19 protein-coding genes and 1 pseudogene are annotated in these 20,049 nt (G+C 63.6%); 9 read left to right on the forward strand and 11 right to left on the reverse strand.

The features are described from left to right. Positions 1–8: 8 nt before the first annotated feature. Positions 9–1,169 carry a CaiB/BaiF CoA-transferase family protein gene (locus P1M51_RS07220; RefSeq protein ID WP_276247511.1) on the reverse strand — a complete coding sequence of 387 codons (1,161 nt, stop codon included), beginning with the start codon at positions 1,167–1,169 and terminating at the stop codon, positions 9–11. Positions 1,170–1,257: 88 nt separating this feature from the next. On the opposite strand from P1M51_RS07220, the gene P1M51_RS07225 reads away from it, so the two are divergent. Beyond that, complete coding sequence (locus P1M51_RS07225) at positions 1,258–2,475, forward strand: acyl-CoA dehydrogenase family protein (protein ID WP_276247512.1); 1,218 nt, start codon at positions 1,258–1,260, stop codon at positions 2,473–2,475. Between the two features lie 27 nt (positions 2,476–2,502). Here the strand turns inward: P1M51_RS07225 and P1M51_RS07230 are convergent, their stop codons facing one another. Both P1M51_RS07230 and P1M51_RS07235 read right to left on the reverse strand, forming a co-directional pair. Continuing rightward, positions 2,503–2,934 carry a GNAT family N-acetyltransferase gene (locus P1M51_RS07230; RefSeq protein WP_276247513.1) on the reverse strand — a complete coding sequence of 144 codons (432 nt, stop codon included), beginning with the start codon at positions 2,932–2,934 and terminating at the stop codon, positions 2,503–2,505. Positions 2,935–2,999: 65 nt separating this feature from the next. Next, positions 3,000–3,476, reverse strand: a complete 477-nt coding sequence (locus P1M51_RS07235; RefSeq protein ID WP_276247514.1) for a redoxin domain-containing protein — start codon at positions 3,474–3,476, stop codon at positions 3,000–3,002. Positions 3,477–3,553: 77 nt separating this feature from the next. Between P1M51_RS07235 and P1M51_RS07240 the strand changes: the two genes are divergently transcribed. Continuing rightward, positions 3,554–3,793, forward strand: coding sequence for a glutathione S-transferase N-terminal domain-containing protein (locus P1M51_RS07240; protein ID WP_276247515.1), 240 nt, complete (start codon positions 3,554–3,556; stop codon positions 3,791–3,793). Here the strand turns inward: P1M51_RS07240 and P1M51_RS07245 are convergent. Next, positions 3,790–4,188, reverse strand: a complete 399-nt coding sequence (locus P1M51_RS07245; RefSeq protein ID WP_276247516.1) for a cupin domain-containing protein — start codon at positions 4,186–4,188, stop codon at positions 3,790–3,792. The genes P1M51_RS07240 and P1M51_RS07245 overlap by 4 nt on opposite strands. Positions 4,189–4,222: 34 nt before the next feature. After that, positions 4,223–4,975: a Sir2 family NAD-dependent protein deacetylase gene (locus P1M51_RS07250; RefSeq protein WP_276274943.1), complete on the reverse strand. Its 753-nt coding sequence runs from the start codon at positions 4,973–4,975 to the stop codon at positions 4,223–4,225. Between the two features lie 132 nt (positions 4,976–5,107). Here P1M51_RS07250 and P1M51_RS07255 point away from each other — a divergent pair, with 132 nt between their 5' ends. Further along, positions 5,108–6,178 carry a phosphotransferase family protein gene (locus P1M51_RS07255; protein ID WP_276247518.1) on the forward strand — a complete coding sequence of 357 codons (1,071 nt, stop codon included), beginning with the start codon at positions 5,108–5,110 and terminating at the stop codon, positions 6,176–6,178. An 83-nt stretch (positions 6,179–6,261) separates the two neighbouring features. Continuing rightward, a pseudogene (locus P1M51_RS07260) lies at positions 6,262–7,431 on the forward strand (3-hydroxyacyl-CoA dehydrogenase); the annotation flags it as partial. Between the two features lie 12 nt (positions 7,432–7,443). Here the strand turns inward: P1M51_RS07260 and P1M51_RS07265 are convergent. From P1M51_RS07265 to P1M51_RS07285, 5 genes are all read right to left on the reverse strand, one after another. Then, on the reverse strand, positions 7,444–8,583 hold the full coding sequence (locus P1M51_RS07265; protein WP_276274944.1) for an acyl-CoA dehydrogenase family protein: 1,140 nt from the start codon (positions 8,581–8,583) through the stop codon (positions 7,444–7,446). Positions 8,584–8,638: 55 nt separating this feature from the next. Then, positions 8,639–9,535, reverse strand: coding sequence for a ribonucleoside-diphosphate reductase (locus P1M51_RS07270; protein WP_276274945.1), 897 nt, complete (start codon positions 9,533–9,535; stop codon positions 8,639–8,641). Positions 9,536–9,988: 453 nt separating this feature from the next. After that, positions 9,989–10,783, reverse strand: coding sequence for an enoyl-CoA hydratase/isomerase family protein (locus P1M51_RS07275; protein WP_276274946.1), 795 nt, complete (start codon positions 10,781–10,783; stop codon positions 9,989–9,991). A gap of 34 nt (positions 10,784–10,817) precedes the next feature. Beyond that, positions 10,818–12,362, reverse strand: a complete 1,545-nt coding sequence (locus P1M51_RS07280) for an AMP-binding protein (RefSeq protein ID WP_276274947.1) — start codon at positions 12,360–12,362, stop codon at positions 10,818–10,820. 73 nt (positions 12,363–12,435) lie between these two features. After that, on the reverse strand, positions 12,436–13,203 hold the full coding sequence (locus P1M51_RS07285) for an SDR family NAD(P)-dependent oxidoreductase (RefSeq protein WP_369685319.1): 768 nt from the start codon (positions 13,201–13,203) through the stop codon (positions 12,436–12,438). Between the two features lie 85 nt (positions 13,204–13,288). Between P1M51_RS07285 and P1M51_RS07290 the strand changes: the two genes are divergently transcribed. The 5 genes from P1M51_RS07290 (at position 13,289) to sod (ending at position 18,834) form a co-directional block, all read left to right on the forward strand. Further along, positions 13,289–14,680 (forward strand): deoxyribodipyrimidine photo-lyase, encoded by a 1,392-nt coding sequence (locus tag P1M51_RS07290; RefSeq protein ID WP_276274949.1) that lies wholly within the window; start codon positions 13,289–13,291, stop codon positions 14,678–14,680. A 107-nt stretch (positions 14,681–14,787) separates the two neighbouring features. Continuing rightward, the gene (locus P1M51_RS07295) at positions 14,788–15,729 is read left to right on the forward strand and encodes a UbiA family prenyltransferase (RefSeq protein ID WP_276274950.1); all 942 of its coding nucleotides are present in this window, start codon (positions 14,788–14,790) and stop codon (positions 15,727–15,729) included. 64 nt (positions 15,730–15,793) lie between these two features. Then, on the forward strand, positions 15,794–17,500 hold the full coding sequence (locus P1M51_RS07300) for a histidine kinase N-terminal 7TM domain-containing protein (RefSeq protein ID WP_276247526.1): 1,707 nt from the start codon (positions 15,794–15,796) through the stop codon (positions 17,498–17,500). Positions 17,501–17,528: 28 nt separating this feature from the next. Further along, entirely contained in the window at positions 17,529–18,146 is a 618-nt protein-coding gene (locus tag P1M51_RS07305) for a DJ-1/PfpI family protein (protein WP_276247527.1), read from the forward strand. An 88-nt stretch (positions 18,147–18,234) separates the two neighbouring features. Continuing rightward, the gene (gene sod / locus P1M51_RS07310) at positions 18,235–18,834 is read left to right on the forward strand and encodes a superoxide dismutase (RefSeq protein WP_276247528.1); all 600 of its coding nucleotides are present in this window, start codon (positions 18,235–18,237) and stop codon (positions 18,832–18,834) included. A 102-nt stretch (positions 18,835–18,936) separates the two neighbouring features. Here sod and P1M51_RS07315 read toward each other — a convergent pair whose 3' ends face one another. Continuing rightward, on the reverse strand, positions 18,937–19,740 hold the full coding sequence (locus P1M51_RS07315) for a DUF1801 domain-containing protein (protein WP_276247529.1): 804 nt from the start codon (positions 19,738–19,740) through the stop codon (positions 18,937–18,939). Positions 19,741–20,049 lie beyond the last annotated feature (309 nt).

A 20,049-nucleotide genomic window follows, 5' to 3' on the forward strand; every position in this document is an offset into this window, starting at 1 on the left:
GGCCGAGGTTAGTCGATGACGCCTTCCTCGTGGAGTTTGTCGATTTCGAACGCCGAAAACCCGATTTCACGGAGCACGACGGCCGTGTGCTCGCCCTGCTCGGGGAGCGACTCGTCCGTGTCCACATCGCGGTCGGTGACCGCGGGAAACCCGATTCGCGGGCGACCTGACTCGGGACGGCGAATCACGTCCCGCGACTGAAGTTGCGGATGGGAGAGCGCCTCAGAGACGGTGTAGACGCCACAAAATGCCGCTTCGACGCCCTCCAGCGTCGATTCCCACTCGTCTCGGGTCTTCCCGGCGAACAGGTTTTCCAGTTCCTGCCTGAGTGCCTCGCGTTCCGCCTCGTCGTCGGTCATGTGAACCGAGATGAGGTCCGTACGACCGACCGCCTCGCAGAACGCCCGCCAAAACTTCGGTTCGAGTGCGGCGATGGTGACGTAGCCGTCTTTTGCGGCGTAGACGTCGTACCAGGGATACGCCCCCGTGAGCGGCGTCTGCCCGGGTCGTGGCGTCTCGCCGTCGAACGCGGGGGCGGCGAGTGCGTGTGAGAATGAGAGGACGACGTCCGTCATCGCCACGTCCACGTAGCCGCCGCCGTTGCCGAGTTCTCGCGAGAGCAGGGCACTCACGATGGAGAACGCGGCGAAGAGGCCGCCCGCCATGTCGGCGGTCGGGTAGCCCGGAATCTGCGGCGGCGAATTCTCGTCCGCTCGCGTCATGTCGAGCAGTCCGGAGAGCGCGACGTAGTTCAGGTCGTGTCCCACGGTGTCTGCGAGCGGCCCTGACTGGCCAAAGCCACTCAACGAGCAGTAGACGAGGTCCGGATTGTGCTCGGTGAGTGTGTCGTAGTCGATGCCCAGGCGGTCGGTGACGCCGGGGCGAAAGCTCTCGAAGACGACGTCAGCATTCGCGACGAGTTCGTAGAACGCGTCCTGTCCTCGTTCTGCCTTCAGGTCGATGGCGACGCTGCGTTTGCCGCGATTCACGCCGTCGAAGACCGCGCCGACGCCCTCGTCGGTGAGCGGCGGCATCGACCGGGCGTAGTCACCAGTGTTCGTATCCTCGACTTTGATGACGTCTGCGCCGAGATCAGAGAGCAGTTGGGTCGCGTACGGCCCGGGGAGCAACCGCGTCAAATCGAGCACGCGAATGCCAGCAAGGTCCATGCAACCCCCCACAGGGGCAGGCCACTTAATCTTCGATGTCCCCGCAAGCACCCCGAACGTTAACACCCACTCGCCTGTTGGTAGAGCCATGCACAAAGAAAACAACCAAAGTGGGGTTTCCTTCGAGACGGACGAGGAAACTCGGCTCATCCGCCAGAGCCTCGATGAGTTCGTCGAACAGGAAGTCGAACCACTCGAAGCCGACCTCGGCGAGACGTACACGAATCCGCGAAAACGGCACGAAGCCGATGGACGACTCGTTCCCGAAGTCCACGAAGCCATCGAGACAGTCCGCAAGAAGAGCGCAGACGCCGGGTTCTACGCGATGAACATGCCCGAAGCCGTCGGCGGCGAGGGTGTCTCGACGGTGACGTGGTATCGGGCGAAAACGCACGTCGCGTCGATGGGGCTCGGCCTCGCCCGCCACGTCCTCGCGGGACCGGAAGGCCCGAAACCGCTGCTCTTGCAGGCAGACGACGCCCAGACCGAGGCGTACCTGAAACCGGTCGTCCGTGGAGAGAAATCGACGGCCTTCGCCCAGACCGAACCCGGCGCTGGCTCCGACTCGCCGAATATGCAGACAACGGCAAAACGAGACGGTGACGAGTGGGTGCTAAACGGCCAGAAACAGTGGATTACGAACGCCCCCTACGCCGACTTCGTGCAGGTGTTCGCCCGGACCACCTCGCAAGAAGAAGCCGGCAGATACGGCGGCATCACCTGTTTCATCGTCGAGGCCGACGAGTACGAACTCGGCTCGATGAACAACGCCGTCGGGCTGGAGGGAATGCAGGCAGAACTCCTGTTCGACGATATGCGCGTTCCCAACTCGCGCGTGCTCGGCCAACCGGACGCCGCCTTCTACAACGCGATGGACTTTCTCTCGCTCGGCCGCCTCGAACTCGGCGCAGAAGCGATTGGCCACGGCCAGCACCTCGTCGAGGAGTGCGTGAATTACGCAAACGAACGCGAGGCCTTCGGGCGGCCAATCGGCAAATTCCAGCAGATATCGTCGAAACTCGCCCGCGCCAAAGCCCGTATCGACGCAGCGGACGCCACGGGCCTGCGCTGTGCGTGGACGATGGACCGCAGCGAACAGGCCATCGAGGAGTCTTCCGCGTTCAAGTGGCTCGCGACAGACGCCTACTTCTCACTCGCCGACGACGCGGTGCAGGTCCACGGTGGCAACGGCGTCGCAGAGGAGAATCCCTTCATGGACCATCTGCACCTCGCGCGCATCCTCAGAATCGTCGAAGGAACCGACGAGATCCAGTTGAACACGATTGCCAAGCAGCTCGGGCTGTAAGGTTGGGAAAAACAGCGGCAGCTCCGGTCAGAATACCTTGTCCATCTGGACATGGGGGATGCCCGCCTCCTCGAACTCGTCGCCGACCTGCAAGTAGCCCAGTCGGTCGTAGAAGGGTTTCGCGTGGGTCTGGGCGTTGAGGATGAGGTGGTCGTAGCCTCTCTCGTGCGCTTCAGATTCGACGCAGGCCATGAGTTCGAAGCCGAGCCCGTTCCCACGGTGGGAGTCGAGGACGGCGACGCGTTCTACCTTCGCTGTGTCTGCGTCGATAGGGCGGAGTCGCGCCGCGCCGACGGCCTCATCGTCGACGTAGGCGACGAAGTGGATACAGTCGTCTTCGTACTCGTCTACTTCCAGTTCTTCCGGAACGCCCTGCTCGTCTACGAACACCGTAAATCGAACGGAGAGGGCGTCTTCGTATTCCCCGTCGGTTTCGACGACGTGGATTGCCGAACGCATATTGACACAATTATCGCGGCCCGAGCAGATAAATCGCCGGTCTGGGGTGATGACTGCCAGCTCACTCAGCGGGCTGCGATTGCGGCTTCGATTTCCTCGCGTGGAACCGGTGAAATCCAATCGTCGCCGAGCCAGCGATACTCCACGACGCGCGCTGCGTCGAGGACGAACACGGCGCGGCGGGCGGTCTGCGTGCCAGCCATCCCGTCGCGTTCGGTGAGCAGGTCGAACGCCTCGATGGCGCGGGCGTCTACGTCCGAAAAGAGCGCAAAGGGGCTGTCGAGGTCCCTGAGGAAGGCGTTCTGGGCGTACGGTCCGTCGCGGGTGACGCCCGTCACCGACACGCCGTCGAAGTTGTCCCACCCGGCGTTCGCGTAGCGCGTCCACCAGTTGTGCGTGATGGCGCTTCCCGAGAAGCCAGAGAAGACGAGGACGCCGCCTCGAGGGCCAAGTCGGTCGGCGAGCGAGGTGGGCCTGAACGTCTCGCCGTCACAAAGGAGGCTGGTGAAATCTGGGGCGCGATCGCCGGGTGCTGGAGGCATACCCGTGTGGACAGACGCGAGGGGCAAAAGTACCCGGGCGGCACACACTTTTCACCGTGGACGTACCTCATTCGGGTATGAGCCGCACACTGTATCGACTCGAAGGCTGTCCGTGGTGTGAACTGGTCGCCGACAAACTCAAAGCGCTCGACGTCGACTACGAGAGCGTCTGGGTCGAAGCCCTCCACTCGAAGCGAAACGAGGTGAAGCGCGTCTCCGGCCAGCGCGGCGTCCCCGTCTTCGTAGACGAGTCCCAGGGCGTCACGATGGCCGAATCCGAGCGCATCAACGAATATCTGGAAACCTCGTACGCCTAATCGAGCTGGTGGGGGTCTAACCCGGGGTCTTCGACCGGTGGCGACCCGATAGCGAGCACGAGCCCAGTTTCGTCGCCGACGTTCCGGTAGCCGTGGCCGATTTCGGGGCCGGCCGCGAAGAACGTCCCCGGACCGGCTTCACGAATCTCTTCCTCGCCTGACTTCCCGAGTTTGAGCGAGAACTCTCCCTGAATGACGTAGTAGAACTCCTCCTGCTCTGAGTGGGCGTGGTAGCCGATCTGCTCGCCCGGGTCGAGATACCAGAGTTTCGCGTTCATCTGGTCTAAGCCGAGCGCCTCGTCTATCGCCCGAATGTCGAGGTCCGGGGGAAGTTCGTCTATCTCGGAGAGGTCGGTCACGGGTACGTCGTTCGTGTGGGCGACTCCGTATTCCATTCCGGTGAAACCCACGGGAGTCGATAGCAAAAGGCTAGGGCTTGCGGACAGCCCTGACGAGACGCGGTAGGACGTCGGTCACGTCGGCGGTGAAGGTGTAGTCGGCGTCGAATCCCGTTTCTTCGAGATTCACGCAGATGGTGGTCGCACCGTTTCGCGCCGCGGTCCGGGGCAGCGAGGCCGCCGGTTCCACCGACAGCGACGACCCGGCGACGATGAACACGTCGCTGTTTGAGGCGAGCGACTGGGCACGATGCAGTTCGGCTTGCGGCATCGACTGCCCGAACAGCACGACGGCTGGCTTGAGGACGCCCTCACACGAGTCACAGCGTGGTGGTGTGTTCCCTGCTTTTACCGTTTCCCACGCCGAATCTGCGCCATCGTGTTCGCCACAGTCCATGCAGACGACCTCCGCGCCGGTGCCGTGGAGTTCCACGACGTCGCCAGAGCCAGCCGCCCGGTGGAGGCCGTCGATATTCTGGGTGATGAGCGCCGAGAGATGGCCCGCGGATTCGAGGGCGGCGAACGCCTCGTGGGCCGCGTTCGGCGCGATGTCGCCGCCCGCGTAGATATCCTCGAACATCGCGAGTCGGTCGCGCCAGAAGCCTTCGGGGTCAGCGCGAAAGCGACTGTAGTGGAAGTTCTGGGGGTCGTGCTTCTCCCAGAGTCCGCCCTCGCTGCGGAAGTCGGGGATACCGGAGGCGGTGCTGACCCCGGCCCCGGTGAGCGCGACGACGCTGTCTGCCGCGCGAATCGCCCGCGCGGCCTCGGCAAGTGCCTCGTCCATGGCCCTCCTTCACCAGCCGACCAGATTGGTCTGCCGGTTCGCTCCGTCAACAGCCGCCGATACCCGCAGTTTTTCGTATGCGGCCGGTGTAGTCCTAATCATGTTTGTGAACGTCTATCTGTGGAGGGCACGATGACCGACCAGTCAGAGGACTACTTCTCGCGAATCGTCGACGAGGAGAAACTGGCCGACTACCTCGAAGCCGAACTGGGTGCAGTAGACGAGTACGACGTTCGCCACCACAAGGAAGGCCACTCGAACGAGACGCTGTTCGTGACGTGGGGCGACCTCGAACTCGTCATTCGCCGGCCACCTCCGGGCGAGACGGCCGAATCGGCCCACGACGTGCTCCGCGAGTACAAGGTGATGGACGCGCTCCAGGATACCCCCGTCCGCGTCCCGCGGACTATCCTCGGGACGGACGACCACTCCATCCTCGGCTGTGACTTCTACGTGATGGAGAAGGAGGCAGGCGACGTACTGCGCGAGGACGAACCCGAGCGATTCGCCACCCCCGAGATGCGAACGCACCTCGGCGAGCAACTGGTCGATGCGCTCGCGGAGATTCACGAGACGGACTACGAGGCAGTCGGCCTCGGCGAGTTCGGCTACCCGGAAGGCTACACCGAGCGGCAAGTCAAACGGTGGAAAAAGCAGTTCGACTGGGCGAGCGAGGTGACCGAAGACGACCGAAAAGTCGAGGGCGTCGAGGCCGTTTACGAGTGGCTGGTCGAGAACACACCCGAGAGCCACGACCACACGCTCGTCCACGGCGACTACAAACTCGATAACGTCATGTTCGGTCCGGGCACGCCGCCCGAAATCGTCGGCGTCTTCGACTGGGAACTCTCGACGCTCGGCGACCCGCTCTGTGACCTCGGCTGGATGCTCTCCTACTGGCGCGACCCGGAAGACGAACCGCCCGCCGTCCCCGACCTGATGGCGCGATTCATGGAACGCGAGGGCTACCCGAGCAGACAGGACCTCGTCGACCGCTACGAACAGCAGACGGGCCGCGAATTCGTCCACGAGCGATTCTACCGCACACTCGCCGTGTTCAAACTCATCGGCCTCGGCGAGATGTTCTACCGGCGCTACCTCGAAGGCAACAGCGACGACGACCTGTACCCGCAGATGGAGACGCAGGTGCAGGCGCTCACAGACCGCGCAAAGCGCATCATCGACGGCGAAGAACCGCTCTGAGCGCGGCGAGTACACCGGATTTCCGGTGGAATTCGACCACCACCGGCGGTGGAATTAAACCGTTGCCCCGCCCCCACCTAGGTATGGCACTCGAGGGGATTTCGCGGGTGGCAGTGCTCGGGGCGGGAAACATGGGCCACGGCATCGCCGAGGTGGTGGCCATGGGTGGCTACGACGTGACGCTCCGCGATATCGAGAAATCGTACGTGGAAAAGGGGTACGAACAGATTCAGTGGAGTCTCGAAAAACTCGAATCGAAGGGCCAACTCGCAGAATCCGCTGCGACCATTCTCGACCGCATCGAGACGACGGTGGACCTCGTGGAATCGGCCCGCGGCGCTGACCTCGTCATCGAGGCCGCGCCCGAGCGGATGTCGATAAAACAGGGCATCTTCGCCGACCTGTCGAAGGTAGCCTCGCCCGACGCGATTCTCGCGACTAACACGTCATCGCTCTCGATTACGCAAATCGCAAAAGTCGTCGAAAACCCCAGTCGGGTCGTCGGCCTGCACTTTTTCAATCCGCCAGTGAAGATGCCGCTCGTCGAAGTCATCTACGGCGAGGAGACGACCGAGGAGACGGCGACGACGGCCGCGACGTTCGTCGAATCCATCGACAAGACGCCCATCTACGTCCGCAAGGACGTGAACGGGTTCGTCGTGAACTCCGTGCTCGGGCCGTTCCTCGAAGAGCCAGCGTGGATGGTTTCGGAGGGCGTGGCGACCGTACCGGAAATCGACGCGACGCTGGTGTACGAACGAGGCTACCCGATGGGGCCGTTCGAACTCTCGGACATGACGGGCATCGACGTGTCCTACGACGTCAGAACCGAGGCCGGAAAGCCAATCGCCCCGGCCATGCAGGAGCGCGTCGATGCCGAAGAATACGGCCGGAAGTCAGGCAAGGGCTGGTACGACTACGAAAACGGCGGCGCGGACTACACGGAGGAGGACATCTCTGGCGACGTAGACACCCTGCGAATCGAAGCGCGGATGATAAACGAGGCGGCAAAACTCGTAGACGACGCCGTCTCCATCCCCCAGGAAATCGACACCGGGATGCAACTGGGCGCAGGGTTCCCCGACGGTCCCTGTACGAGAGGCGACGAAATCGGCCTGGACGTGGTGCTCGACACCTTGCGAGCCTACGCAGACCGAACCGATGCCGCCCGCTTCGAACCGAGTTCGTACCTCGTCGGGCTGGTCGAGGTTGGCAAGACCGGAAAGGCCGCGGGCGCAGGCTTCTACACCTATCGCTGACGACCGTCAGAGCAGACGGTCTGCGATGATGTTCTTTTGAATCTCAGAGGTTCCCTCGTAGATTTTCGTGATTCGCGCATCGCGGTAGAATCGCTCTGCGGGGTGGTCGGTGACGTAGCCTGCGCCGCCGTGGACCTGCAGACCCTCGTCTGCGACGCGGACTGACTGCTCGCTCGCGAACAGTTTCGCCATCGAGGCGAACTTCGCGGCGATGTCGTCGTCGCCGGATTCGACCGCCGTCGCTGCCCGATAGTTGAGCGACCGGGCGGCTTCGACGCTGGTCGCCATGTCCGCAATCTTGTGGCGTATCGCCTGAAACTGCGAAATGGGCTGGTCGAACTGCTCGCGTTCGTTCGCGTAGGCGATGGCTTCGTCAACCGCCGCCTGCGCGACGCCGAGTGCCTGCGAGGCGACGCTCACCCGTCCGTGGGCGAAGAAGTTCATGAGCTGGTAGAATCCCTTGTCAACTTCGCCGACGACGTTTTCGGCGGGGATGCGCAGCTCGTCGAAGGTGAGTTCTGCGAGGTCGGAAGCGTGGATACCGAGTTTGTTGTCGATTTTGTGTGCGGTGAACCCCGGCGTGTCTGTCGGGACGAGGAAGGCCGTAATTCCCCGGTGGCCCGCGTCGGGGTCGGTTTTCGCCATCACGATGGCCACGTCCGCGACGTTCCCGTTCGTAATCCACATCTTGTTGCCGTCGATGACCCACTCGTCATCGTCGCGGACGGCGCGCGTCTCCATCCCGGCGACGTTCGACCCGTGGGCGGGTTCGCTGATTGCGCTCGCGGAGACCGCTTCGCCTCCCGCAATCTTCGGCAACCACCCTTCTTTCATCCACTCGTCGCCGTAACGGATGAGCATCGCCGTGCCGAACCCGGCACTGGAGATGGCGCTGCCGATACCGGCGTCCGCCCGCCAGAGTTCCTCGGTGATGACGGCCGTCGAGAGGAGGTCGAGGCCCGCTCCGCCGTACTCCTCGGGGATGTTCGGCGCGACGAAGTCGTACTTCGCGGCCTGCTTGCGGATGGTTTCGGGATACTCGCGGGATTCGTCGAATTCGCGGGCGACGGGGCGAATCTCCTGTTCCCCGAACTCGCGGACGGCCTGTCGAATCGCTTCTTGTTCGGCCGTAAGTTGAAACGACATAGCCGACTCTTGGTAGCACGACCCAAATACCTTCGTGCGGCGGCGACGTGGGCGCTCAATCGAGGGCAGTAAGTGCCTCTACGTCCGGAATGTCGCGGGCCGCGTCTACGATTTGCTCCATGCGTTCTGTGTGCTTGCTCGCGGCGTAGGTCGTCAGGTCGGCCGCAGCAGGTCCCGGCATGCCGTCCGTAGCTTCGAGATCGTCGGTGGTCGTGGCGTTGACCAGCGGCAGAAGTTCTGAAACCGTCTCGTGGAGCAGCGTCGGGTCCACGCCGTCCTCGACCAGCGCCTTCAGCTTCGCCATGCCAAAGCCGACGTGGCGACCCTCGTCACCCCGGATTTTCGTCAGGCCAGCGGTGAGTCCCGGAAGCGTCGGCAGTTCGGGGTGGGTGTCCGGCCCGTAGGCCTGCTGGAGGCCGAAGTAGGCGGTCTGCGCGAGGATTCCCTCCACGACGAGGTGGTAGTGACAATAGGCTCTCGCCCGATTCGCCGGGCTGTCGTCGGTGAGCAGCGCCTCCATCGCCGCCTCCGTCCGGTCGAACAGTTCGACGTACGCGGGGACGTACCAGCGGTCGTCCTGTGGCGAGGTACTGGCTTCTCCCCGGGCCGCTTCCGCCTCGTTTACGACCTCTTGCCAGTAGCGGTCGAAAAAGTCGGTGTGTTTGGCCTCCTCGTAGAGTTGCGTCGTGATGAACGCCTGGTCTTCCGGCGCTTCGAGGACGACGGCGAGGGGTGCGAGGTCTGTCGTGACCGCCTGTTCACCCGCGCCGAACTTCGCGATGGCACCGCGAAACCGGTCGAACACGAGGTCGTTCATGGACTCGACGGCGGCGCGGTCGGCCGAGAGGTCGATGGCTCCAGGGTCCCAGTGGCGCGACACGGCGTTTTTGAAGTAGCGAAACGACCGGGTCTCACGGTCGAGGAAGTCGCCGCGTGTCGAGTCGAGATGCATACCCCCGTGGTCACCCCCCGCGACAAGAAAGATTGTGCAACGCTACCAAACTTCAATGTAGTTTATGGAAGGCGGTTCAGGGCGCTACAACCTCGCCCGTCAGGGCGGGGATACAGCGCCCGTTTTCGTTCACGTTCACCGTGTGGCAAAGGCCTGAGTGCCCTCGGTACGTTCGGATGCGTGTCGAGCCGAATGGTGAAGCCGTTCGGTCCTCGGCAGTCCACAAATTGGCAGTTGACTCGGTGTTTGCCTCAGCAAAACGTACGCCCGTGGACCGCAGCACCGACACAAAACAAGCAGGTACCTCTGAGTCGCCGTGTCCGTCTTGGACACCCGATAGGAGTATCGGGGGCGTGGCACTCCCATCGGCACGTCGGGTCGGTAACCCGAAGAGACCAACGAACCGTCCGTTGGTGGGCGTGGGAAGCCCCGTCGTTTACGGCAGGGAGGATGTCACTCGCCCGTGAACTCTGGAGAGCGCTTCTCCATGAATGCCGTCGCACCCTCTACGTGGTCGTCCGTCGAGAAGCAGGCGACCTGTGCCGCCGCCTCGTTCGTAATCGCCTGGTCGAGCGACTGCTCCATGCCCTGTCGGAGGAGGCGCTTCGACGCACGGAGCGCGACGCTCGGGCCGGTGGCGATTTCCTCGACGAATTCAGCGACCTCCTCGTCGAAGTCGCTCTCGTCGTAGACATGGTTGAACAGGCCGAGGTCCTCGGCGCGGTCTGCGTCCACGAGTTCGCCCGTCAAGACGAGTTCCTGGGCCGTGTTCTGCCCGACGATGCGCGGCAGGAGATAGGAGGTGCCCGAATCCACGGTGAGGCCGACCTGTCGGAAGCCGAAGCTAATCTTCGAGTCTTCGGTGGCGAGCAGGATGTCGCAGGCGATGGCGAGGTTCGCCCCGGCCCCGAACGCGACGCCGTCGATTTTCGCGATGGTCGGGAGGTGGAACTGCGCGACGTGCTTTACCGCCCGCGAGGTGCGCTGGACGATGAGTTGCTCGCGCTCTGCGAGCGAGTACTCCCCGTTCAGCCCCTTCATCATCGCATTGATGTCACCGCCCGCGCAGAAGGCTCCGCCCGTGCCCTGAATCACGAGACAGCGGGCGTCGCTTTCCTCGATTTCGTCGAGTGCGTCGATGATGCCACCCGCCACGTCGTGAGTGAGAGCGTTTCGCACGTCGGGTCGGTTCAGCGTGACCGTCGCCACGTCGTCTTCAATGTCAAGTAAGACTGCGTCGTCTGCCATATCACCACCACCGAGAAGTGGGGCGTACTTGATTCTACCGCCGACCGACCGAGCGACGTTTTACCTTCCCCGAGTCGGTCCGGGGCAATTCGTCGACGAATTCGACTTCACGGGGGTGTTTGTACGGCGCGAGCGTGTCGAGGCAGTGCTGGACGAGTTCTGCTTCGGTCACGGAGACGCCGGGCGTGGAGACGACGAACGCTTTCACCGTCTCGCCGCGGCGCTCGTCGGGAACGCCGACCACGGCTGCTTCGACGACTGCGGGATGATCGGTGAGACAGAATTCGACCTCCCGGGGATAGACGTTGTAGCCGGCGGTGACGATGAGTTCGTCCGCTCGCCCGACGAGGTAGCAAAAGCCGTTCTCGTCGTGGTAGCCCAGGTCGCCGGTGTGAAACCAGCGCCGCCCGTCGCGTTCCGTGATGGCCGCGGCCGTCGCCTCGGGCATCCCGTGGTAGCCAGCCATCACGGTGGGTCCCGCAACGACGACTTCGCCGACGTGCTCGGCGACGGAATCTGGGGCTACGGGGCCGGTTTCGACGGGCGGTCGTTCTTCGAACTCGTCGCCCACGACGCGCCACGCGACGCCTGAAAGTGCCCGCCCGACGCTCCCTCGGCGGTGCGCATCGGGACGATTAAAGTGCGTGACCGGCGCGGTTTCGGTGAGGCCGTAACCCTCGTACACCGGCACGTCGAGCAGGTCTTCGACGGAGGTGAGGAGCGACCCGGGCATCGCCGCACCCCCGGTTCCGACGAACCGGAGCGACGACGTTTCGAACTCGTCGGCGTCGGCCGCCCCCACGAAATCTGCGAACATCGTGGGGACGCCGTGGAACGTGGTGACGCCTTCCTCCTCGATGGTCCTGAGCGCCGCCCTCGGTTCCCAGTGTTCTTGCAGGTGGAGCGTCGCGCCCGAGATAAGCGTCGCGTGCACGACGGCGCTCAGGCCGTAGATGTGCGTGAGCGGGACCGCAGCGAGCATTCGGTCGTCGGTAGTGAGACCGCCCTCCGGAAGCGCCGCCGTCTGTTCTGCGTTCGATGAGACGTTCGCGTGGGTCAGTTCGACGCCCTTCGGGCGGCCGGTCGTCCCGCTCGTGTACGGCAGAAAGGCGAGGTCCCCCTCGTCCCGGCTGATTGGATTACGAGGCGTCGATTCGAGTAGCGACTTGACCGTCTCGAAATCCGGGTGCTCGCCCGCGCTGACGACGGTTTTGACCGCTGATTCGTCTCGGAGCGAGGCCGCCAGCGACGCGTCTTTCGCCCGCGTGACGACGAGGGTGGCCCCGCTGTCTGCGAGGTGATGGTGTAACTCGCGTTCACGGCACTGGGGGTTGATGGGAACGACGACTGCACCGGCTCGCAGTGCCCCGTAGAGACAGCAGACGTACGCAATCGTGTTCGGGAGGTGGAGCGCGACGCGGTCCCCGGGTTCGACGCCGCAGGCGGCGAGTCCACCGCCGATGCGCCCTGTTCGGTCCCAGAACGCCTCGAAACTGAGTCGCGTCGTCCCGTCGGTGACAGCAGGGACTTCCGGAAGGGTATTGACCGTCCGTTCGAGGGGTGTCAGGACGTTAGGCATCGGGGTCTGGTGCTCTCTGCTGAGGGAATCGACAAAACGTTCGGGGTTGCTGAAAACCGTGCCGCAATCGGCCTCAGCGGGCCGTCCAGCCGCCGTCGACGGTCAGGCACTCGCCGGTCACGTAAGAGGCGGCCCGGCTCGCGAGGAACACGGCGGGGCCGGCCAGTTCTTCGGGCTGGGCAAAGCGGTCCAGGGGCGTCCGGTCGCGAATCGACTGGGCGAGTTTCTCGTTGTCGGTCACGCCCTCGGTGAGGTCCGTCTCGACGTAGCCAGGCGCGATGGCGTTCACCCGCACGTCGGGGGCCCAGTCTAAGGCCATGCTCTTCGTGATGCCGAGCAAGCCGTGTTTCGAGGCGACGTAGGGATGCTGGCGCGGGAGGCCGACCAGACCGCCGACGCTCGCGACGTTGATGACCGACCCGCCGTCGCTCTCGTGGAGGTATTCGGCGGCTGCCTGTGCACAGAGGAACGCCCCACGCAGGTTGACGTCGATGACGAAATCGAGCGCGTCCACCTCGACGCGTTCGGGTTCGCCGAGTGCACCCCCCGGATTGACGCCCGCGTTGTTCACGACGCAATCGACGCCGCCAAACTCGTCCGCGGCGGTTTCCATGAGCGCACGCACGTCCGTCTCGTCGGTCACGTCCACCGTCGCGGCGAGGGCTTCACCGCCGCGGGATTCTATTTCCGCGGCGACCGCGGAAACGTCGTCTTCGGTGCGTGCCGCCGGCACGACGGCCGCGCCAGCGTCGGCGAGGCCGAGCGCGATTGCCCGCCCGATACCTCGACTGCCGCCCGTCACCACGGCCACGTGCCCGTCTAAATCGAACTGCTCCATCACGGAGTCCATGCGTGGTTCTGACTGCCGCCCGTCTTAACTTCCCCGAACGCGGTATACTTTGGCCGCCCGGCTCGAATGACTGCACATGCACCTGTGCTGGCACCGCCGTGACCTCCGAGTGGCCGACAATCGCGCGCTCGCCGCCGTCAACGGGTCGGTCCTCCCGGTGTTCGTCTTCGACCCGAACGTCCTCCAGTACGGGTCCCCAAACCGCGTCGCATTCATGCTCGACGCCCTCCGGGCACTCCGCGACGACTACCGCGACCTCGGCGGCGACCTGCTCATCGCACAGGGCGACCCGGCAGTAGTCATCCCCGAACTCGCCACAGAACACGACGCGGAGAAGGTGGTCTGGAACACGGATTACTCTGGGCTCGCCCGGGAGCGAGACGCCGCGGTGCGGCGGGCGCTCGCCGACGCCGACGCGCCCCGTGAAGCCTTCCACGACGCCATCTGCCACGAACCGGGGAGCATCACGACGAACGAGGGCGACCCCTACTCCGTGTTCACCTACTTCGGGCGCAAGTGGCGCGACCGTGAGAAAGCCGCCCCCTACAACTCGCCCGAGTCGGGTAGCGTTGCTGACGTTGCTGGCGAGGAGCTGCCGACGCTCGCCGACCTCGGCTTCGACGACCCGGCGGCAGACGTCCCACCTGCCGGCACCGACGCGGCCCGCGACCGTCTCGCCGCGTTCTGCGAGGGGCCGATTTTCCGGTACGCAGACCGCCGTGACTACCCCGCAGACGAGAACACCTCCCGGCTCTCGGAACACCTGAAGTGGGGGACCATCGGCATCCGCGAGGTGTTCGTCGCGACCGAGGAGGCGAAAGCACAGGCCGACTCCGAGGCGGAGGCAGAGTCGGTCACCGAATTCCAGTCACAACTGGCGTGGCGGGAGTTCTACACGCACGTTCTCTGGTTCAATCCCAACGTCACGTGGGCGAATTACAAGACCTACGAGAACCCCATCGAGTGGCGAGACGGCTCCGACGAACTCGCCGCGTGGCAGGCCGGGGAGACCGGGTACCCCATCGTCGACGCCGGAATGCGCCAGCTTCGGACGGAGGGATTCATGCACAACCGGGTGCGGATGATCGTCGCCTCGTTCCTCACGAAGGACTTGCTTATCGATTGGCGCAAGGGGTACAACTGGTTCCGCGAACACCTCGTAGACCACGAGACAGGCAACGACACGGGCGGATGGCAGTGGGCCGCCTCGACCGGGACGGACGCCCAGCCGTATTTCCGCATCTTCAACCCAATGACGCAGGGCGAACGCTACGACGAAGACGCGACGTATATCAAGCGGTACGTCCCGGAACTCCGCGACGCAGACCCGGACGACATCCACGACTGGCACGAACTCTCGGGCGACCGCCGCGAAGAGGCAGCCTCGGATTACCCCGCACCAATCTGCGACCACAGCGAACGACGCGAGGACGCCCTCGCGATGTTCGAGGCCGCTCGCGGGGATTAACCGACCGCCCCGTTTCAACGCCCGTTTTCGCTTACGTTTCAGCATTCGTGTCAGAAATACTAATCATGCGAACACCAAAATGAATTCGCGGAGTTGCGTACGTGGAGATGTCACGAACTGCAACAGCGGCAAGTATTCTCGGCACCCGACTGCACCGCCTCGGAACCACCATCGCGGCTCCGGCGGCTCTCTCTGAGACCGGCCAGCGATTCTACGACCTCGTCATCCACGGAACCCTGTTTCTCGGACTCGTCGCGGCGACCAAAATCCTCGTCGTCGCGTTGCTGTTGTCGGTTCCGCTGAACCCCGCCGTCCTCATCGCGTTCCTCGTTTCGTTTACCATCTACACCCACAACAAACTCACTGACCTGAACGAAGACGCCATCAACAACCCGGACCGCGTCGCGTTCATCGAACCGCGAAAGCGCCTGTTCCTGGCTCTCTCGGTCGGCGCGTACCTGCTCGCGCTCGTCGTGTCTGCGTTCGGCGGACTGATGGCTTTCCTCCTGACGTTACTTCCCGGTGTGGCGGCGGTGCTCTACAGCGAACCGTGGTTGCCCCTCTTCGAAGCAGACCGCCTGAAAGAGGTGTTACTCGTGAACACGACGCTCGTCGCGATTTCGTGGGCTGCGCCCGTCGCGTTCCTGCCGCTCGCGTTCGCGGGCAAAACTCTGGTCATCGGCGGCACGGTCGTTTTCGTGTTCTTCTTCCTTCGTACCTTCATCGCGGGCGAAGTGCTGAACGTCCGAGACGTGGCAGGCGACCGCGAAGAAGGAATTCCGACGCTTCCGGTCGCCGTTGGCGTGAAGCGAACGCAGATAGTCCTCTACGCGCTCGACATCGGGTCGCTCGGGCTCGTCGTCATCGCCGGTGTGTTCGGCACCATTTCGACCCTCCACGGCCTCGCGCTCGCCCCGGCCATCGTCTACTCGATGTTCATCACCTCAATGCTTACTGCGGACGTGAACCTGCGACACCTGGGGACGATGCGCGACTTCGAGTACATCCTGATGGCCGTCGCCCTGCTCGCCACGGTGGTTCTGTTTTGAATCACGAGTGTTCAACACACCTAGAGTAATTACGTTCCGGTGGTAAGACTCGAACCGACCCCCCGTGCCCCTCCCCTTCGACCTGCTCGTTTTGATGCTCGCCGCGGTGTTGACAGGCGGTGCGGCGACGGTGTTTGCCTGGCGGCAGCGACCCGAACCGGGGGCGACGGCACTCGCGGTTCTGATGGCCGCCGCAACGTGGTGGTCGGGGATGTACATCCTCGAACTCAACGCCGCGACGCTCATGGGCAAGTTATTCTGGGCGCGCATGCAGTGGGCCGGTTCGGTGACCGTGCCGGTCGCATGGGTCGTCTTTGCGCTCGAATACACTGGTAACGATGAGTACGTCAATCCCCGAAATATCGTGTTGCTCGGCGCGATTCCCGCGCTAACGGTGGTACTCGTCTGGACCAACGAAGCCCACCTCCTCGTTCGTCACTCCGTCGGCCTCAGACTGGTTGGCGACACGCTCGTCATGACCCAGACGTTCGGCCCCTGGTTCTGGGTCATCATCGGCTACTCCTACATCCTCGCGCTCGTGGGCGACCTGCTGTTTTTCAACCTGCTCGAAAATTCACCGATTATCCACCGCAAGCAGGCCATCGCCATCTTACTCGCCGCGCTTGCCCCGTGGGTCGGGAACCTCATCTACGTCGGCGACCTGCTCCCGTGGGTCGCCGTGGACCCGACGCCGGTCGCCTTCACTGTGTCGGGCATCGCGAGTCTCGGGGCGATTTCTCAGTACAAACTCCTCGATGCGAGTCCGGCACCGGGTCGCCTCGCGCGCACCTTCGTCGTAGACGAGATGGCCGACGGCGTCGTCGTGGTCGATTCGACGGGCCGCATCGTTGACGTAAACCAGAGCGCCGCTGCCGTCATAGGCGCGGTTCCGCTCGACCTTCTCGGCACGCAGCTTGACGAAACCTTCCAAGGGTACGACCAACTCTCCACAAAACCGACGGAGGGGACAGAACTAGTCACCCTCGGCACAGGGGGTGACGAGCGCCACTACGAGGTGAGTCGGACCGACCTCCAGGACTACCACGACCGGGTCATCGGTCGCGTGCTGGTGCTGCGCGACGTCACCGAGCGGTTTCGCTACCAGCAGCGACTCGACGTGCTCAATCGCGTACTTCGCCACAACCTGCGAAACGAGATGAACGTCGTCCTCGGATTCGCAGACCGCCTCGAAGCCGGCGGGGGCGACCCTGCGCTCACGAACCGGCTCAGACAGAAGGCCCTCCACCTCGTCGATATGGGGAACAAGGCCCGGGCGATACAGGAGATAATCGACAGCGACCACGCGGACCTCATGCAGATTTCGGTCGCACCAATCATCGAGGCTGCCGCCGCAGCCGTCAGCACCGCGCACCCGAACGTCGCGGTGCGGGTCAAGTCGCTCCCACCCGAGTCGACCACCTGCGGCTGGGTCATCGAACCAGCCATCGAGAACCTCCTCGAAAACGCCGCAGAGCACAACACGAACGACCGGCCGGAAGCGACGATCACCGGTTCGGTGTCCGGAGAATGGCTCACGATTTCGGTTACGGACAATGGGCCGGGCATTCCAGAGACTGAACTCGAAGTGCTCGACATGGGCCACGAGACGGCGTTACTTCACAGCCAGGGGCTCGGCCTTTGGCTCGCAAACTGGGCGGTCAAGGCTCTCGACGGGGAACTCACCTTCGCTGAGAACCACCCCGAGGGAACGACGGTGACGATTCGCGTGCCACTCGATCGCGGCGCCGAGGACACAGAAGCGACGAAATGACTTTCTGCCGTGCTCGCACATCTCAGGTATGCCAACCCGAATCGACATCCTCTGCTACGAGGGGTTCGACGAACTCGACGCAATCGGCCCCTACGAGGTGTTCAAATCGGCCGCCGAGCTTGGCGCGCCATTCGACGTGCGACTGGTGACGCTCGACGAGACGAAGACGATAACGGCGAGCCACGGCCTTCGCGTCGGTATCGACGGCGTGCTCGTGACCGACGACCCGGCCGACATCGTCCTCGTGCCCGGTGGGGGCTGGAGCAATCGCAGCGAGGCAGGCGCGTGGGCCGAAGCCGAGAAGGGCGCGGTTCCAACTGCGCTCGGGAAAGTTTACGACGCTGGCGCGACGGTGGCCTCCGTCTGCACGGGCGGGATGTTGCTCGCCCGCGCTGGCCTCACGGACGGACGACCGGCCGTGACCCACGCCTCCGCGCTCGGAGACCTTCGGGAGACTGCGGCTGAGGTGGTGGACGCACGCGTCGTGGACGACGGCGACCTGCTCACCGCGGGCGGTGTTACCTCCGGCATCGACCTCGCGCTGCACCTCGTCGCACGTGAGGCGGGCGAGGATATCGCGGCGCAGGTGGCGACCGAACTCGAATACGACCGGCGGTCGGACATCGTGGTCGGGAGAGACCACTAGCGGGCGACGGATGCATGCAGGGTGCTAGCAATCGCCTCCTTAAGGTTTAACAGGATTCCGCCGCATGCTTCAGACGGAGGTATATCTCATGAGCTACGAACTTTCGCCGCTTCCGTACGACTACGACGCACTCGAGCCGCACATCTCAGAGCAGGTCCTCACGTGGCACCACGACACGCACCACCAGGGCTATGTAAACGGATGGAACTCCGCAGAGGAGACGCTCGAAAGCAACCGCGAGTCCGGTGACTTCGGGTCCTCGGCTGGCGCAATCCGCAACGTGACCCACAACGGCTGTGGCCACATCCTGCACGACCTGTTCTGGCAGAACATGTCCGCAGACGGTGGCGACAAACCATCGGGCGACCTCGCAGACCGTATCGAGCAGGACTTCGGTTCCTACGAAGCGTGGAAGGGTGAGTTCGAGGCTGCCGCATCCGCCGCAGGCGGCTGGGCACTCCTCGTTTACGACTCGTTCAGTAACCAGCTGCGCAACGTCGTCGTCGACAAGCACGACCAGGGCGCACTCTGGGGCAGCCACCCAATCCTCGCACTCGACGTCTGGGAGCACTCGTACTACTACGACTACGGTCCAGCCCGTGGCGACTTCGTTGAAGCCTTCTTCAACGTCGTCGACTGGGAAGAGCCATCGTCGCGCTACGCGCAGGCAGTCGAGCTGTTCGAGTAAGTCCCAAATCTTCCACTTTTTATCGCGCTCGCCCGGTAAGCGACGGCTCTCGTCTGAAGGGGAGTGCGACCGGCACGCGACCAGCGAACGTACCGAGAACCGTCACCAATTCATCCCCGGGTTGTCGGCGGCCTGGCGAATCCACGATGAAACCTGTTCCTCGTCCAGCGTGTCCGATTCTTTCAAATCCAGGGCTTGCCGTGTCGGTCCCGTTCCGCTCGGCGGCACCGGGTCGAGATACTCCTCGGTCACGAATGTGAGTTTCACGTGCTTCGAGAGCGCGCTGAACGCCGCGAACCAGCCCTCGTCCGTGACGCCGTAGAAGGGTTGATGATATCGCACGGCGCGACGCACCTCCGGGACTTCCTGTTCGATGAGGCGGTCGAATCGCTCCGCAATCTCGCCCTTCCATCCCGGCAGGGCTGCGATGAACGCTTTCACCGACGCGGCTCCATCGGCGGTATCCTTCCGCCGCGCCGTCTGGTAGCGTTTTTCTCGGTCCTTCCACTCCTGTTGGGTCGGTACTTCGTCCGGGAGTTCGATTTCTCCGACGTCGTCTCCGATGGATCCCTCCCCCGCACGGCCCGCAATCGCGGTCACGACCACGACTGGGTCGGATTCGTCGTGGTCGGAAAACAGGTCAAAGGCAAGTCGCATCGTCGCGCCGCGCCAGTGGCGGGCGAAGGCGACCCACCCGCTTGACTCGTCCTCTCGGGTGTCCGGTTCGACCGCGAAGAGACCGAGCAAAGCGGGAATAGCGTCCGCGCCCCACTGGAGGCCCCGGTCTAAGTCAGTGTACTGAACCCCGTCATCGTGGGTCGAAGTGTAGTGAGGTGCCCTGATTGCACGGTTCGCCATTACGAGGGCGGAAATTAACTCGGGAGTTGGTGGGCTGGACTCGCGCATACTCACTCGCAGAAACGTAGTGTGAGTGTATCAACATTTCTACGGTTCAGATTGGGTGAAGCATCCAGAGAGTCCGACTCTGTGCTAATTTCGTCGAAATCGCGGTCACGGTCGAAGGGACGGAGCCATACTCCGCGACGGGCAGACTGGTTTCAGGTAGAGTGCTCCCGACACACCACCACACTCATTAGCCCAATCTGAGAACAGGTGGCCTGACCCTCGATTGGGCATGACTGGATAGGGGAGCGTATGAATAGGAAGGGACGTTCGCTGAGTCAGCGAATCACCACGTGAATTAGTATCCCGCTA

It is taken from the genome of Haladaptatus sp. QDMS2, assembly GCF_029338295.1.
Classification (GTDB): domain Archaea; phylum Halobacteriota; class Halobacteria; order Halobacteriales; family Halococcaceae; genus QDMS2.

What these genes read in the sequence shown, in the direction of transcription:
- P1M51_RS07220 (WP_276247511.1), bottom strand. Translation starts at nt 1,169, where the DNA reads ATGGACCTTGCTGGCATTCGCGTGCTCGATTTGACGCGGTTGCTCCCC.
- P1M51_RS07225 (WP_276247512.1), top strand. Translation starts at nt 1,258, where the DNA reads ATGCACAAAGAAAACAACCAAAGTGGGGTTTCCTTCGAGACGGACGAG.
- P1M51_RS07230 (WP_276247513.1), bottom strand. Translation starts at nt 2,934, where the DNA reads ATGCGTTCGGCAATCCACGTCGTCGAAACCGACGGGGAATACGAAGAC.
- P1M51_RS07235 (WP_276247514.1), bottom strand. Translation starts at nt 3,476, where the DNA reads ATGCCTCCAGCACCCGGCGATCGCGCCCCAGATTTCACCAGCCTCCTT.
- P1M51_RS07240 (WP_276247515.1), top strand. Translation starts at nt 3,554, where the DNA reads ATGAGCCGCACACTGTATCGACTCGAAGGCTGTCCGTGGTGTGAACTG.
- P1M51_RS07245 (WP_276247516.1), bottom strand. Translation starts at nt 4,188, where the DNA reads ATGGAATACGGAGTCGCCCACACGAACGACGTACCCGTGACCGACCTC.
- P1M51_RS07250 (WP_276274943.1), bottom strand. Translation starts at nt 4,975, where the DNA reads ATGGACGAGGCACTTGCCGAGGCCGCGCGGGCGATTCGCGCGGCAGAC.
- P1M51_RS07255 (WP_276247518.1), top strand. Translation starts at nt 5,108, where the DNA reads ATGACCGACCAGTCAGAGGACTACTTCTCGCGAATCGTCGACGAGGAG.
- P1M51_RS07265 (WP_276274944.1), bottom strand. Translation starts at nt 8,583, where the DNA reads ATGTCGTTTCAACTTACGGCCGAACAAGAAGCGATTCGACAGGCCGTC.
- P1M51_RS07270 (WP_276274945.1), bottom strand. Translation starts at nt 9,535, where the DNA reads ATGCATCTCGACTCGACACGCGGCGACTTCCTCGACCGTGAGACCCGG.
- P1M51_RS07275 (WP_276274946.1), bottom strand. Translation starts at nt 10,783, where the DNA reads ATGGCAGACGACGCAGTCTTACTTGACATTGAAGACGACGTGGCGACG.
- P1M51_RS07280 (WP_276274947.1), bottom strand. Translation starts at nt 12,362, where the DNA reads ATGCCTAACGTCCTGACACCCCTCGAACGGACGGTCAATACCCTTCCG.
- P1M51_RS07290 (WP_276274949.1), top strand. Translation starts at nt 13,289, where the DNA reads ATGCACCTGTGCTGGCACCGCCGTGACCTCCGAGTGGCCGACAATCGC.
- P1M51_RS07295 (WP_276274950.1), top strand. Translation starts at nt 14,788, where the DNA reads ATGTCACGAACTGCAACAGCGGCAAGTATTCTCGGCACCCGACTGCAC.
- P1M51_RS07305 (WP_276247527.1), top strand. Translation starts at nt 17,529, where the DNA reads ATGCCAACCCGAATCGACATCCTCTGCTACGAGGGGTTCGACGAACTC.
- sod (WP_276247528.1), top strand. Translation starts at nt 18,235, where the DNA reads ATGAGCTACGAACTTTCGCCGCTTCCGTACGACTACGACGCACTCGAG.
- P1M51_RS07315 (WP_276247529.1), bottom strand. Translation starts at nt 19,740, where the DNA reads ATGCGCGAGTCCAGCCCACCAACTCCCGAGTTAATTTCCGCCCTCGTA.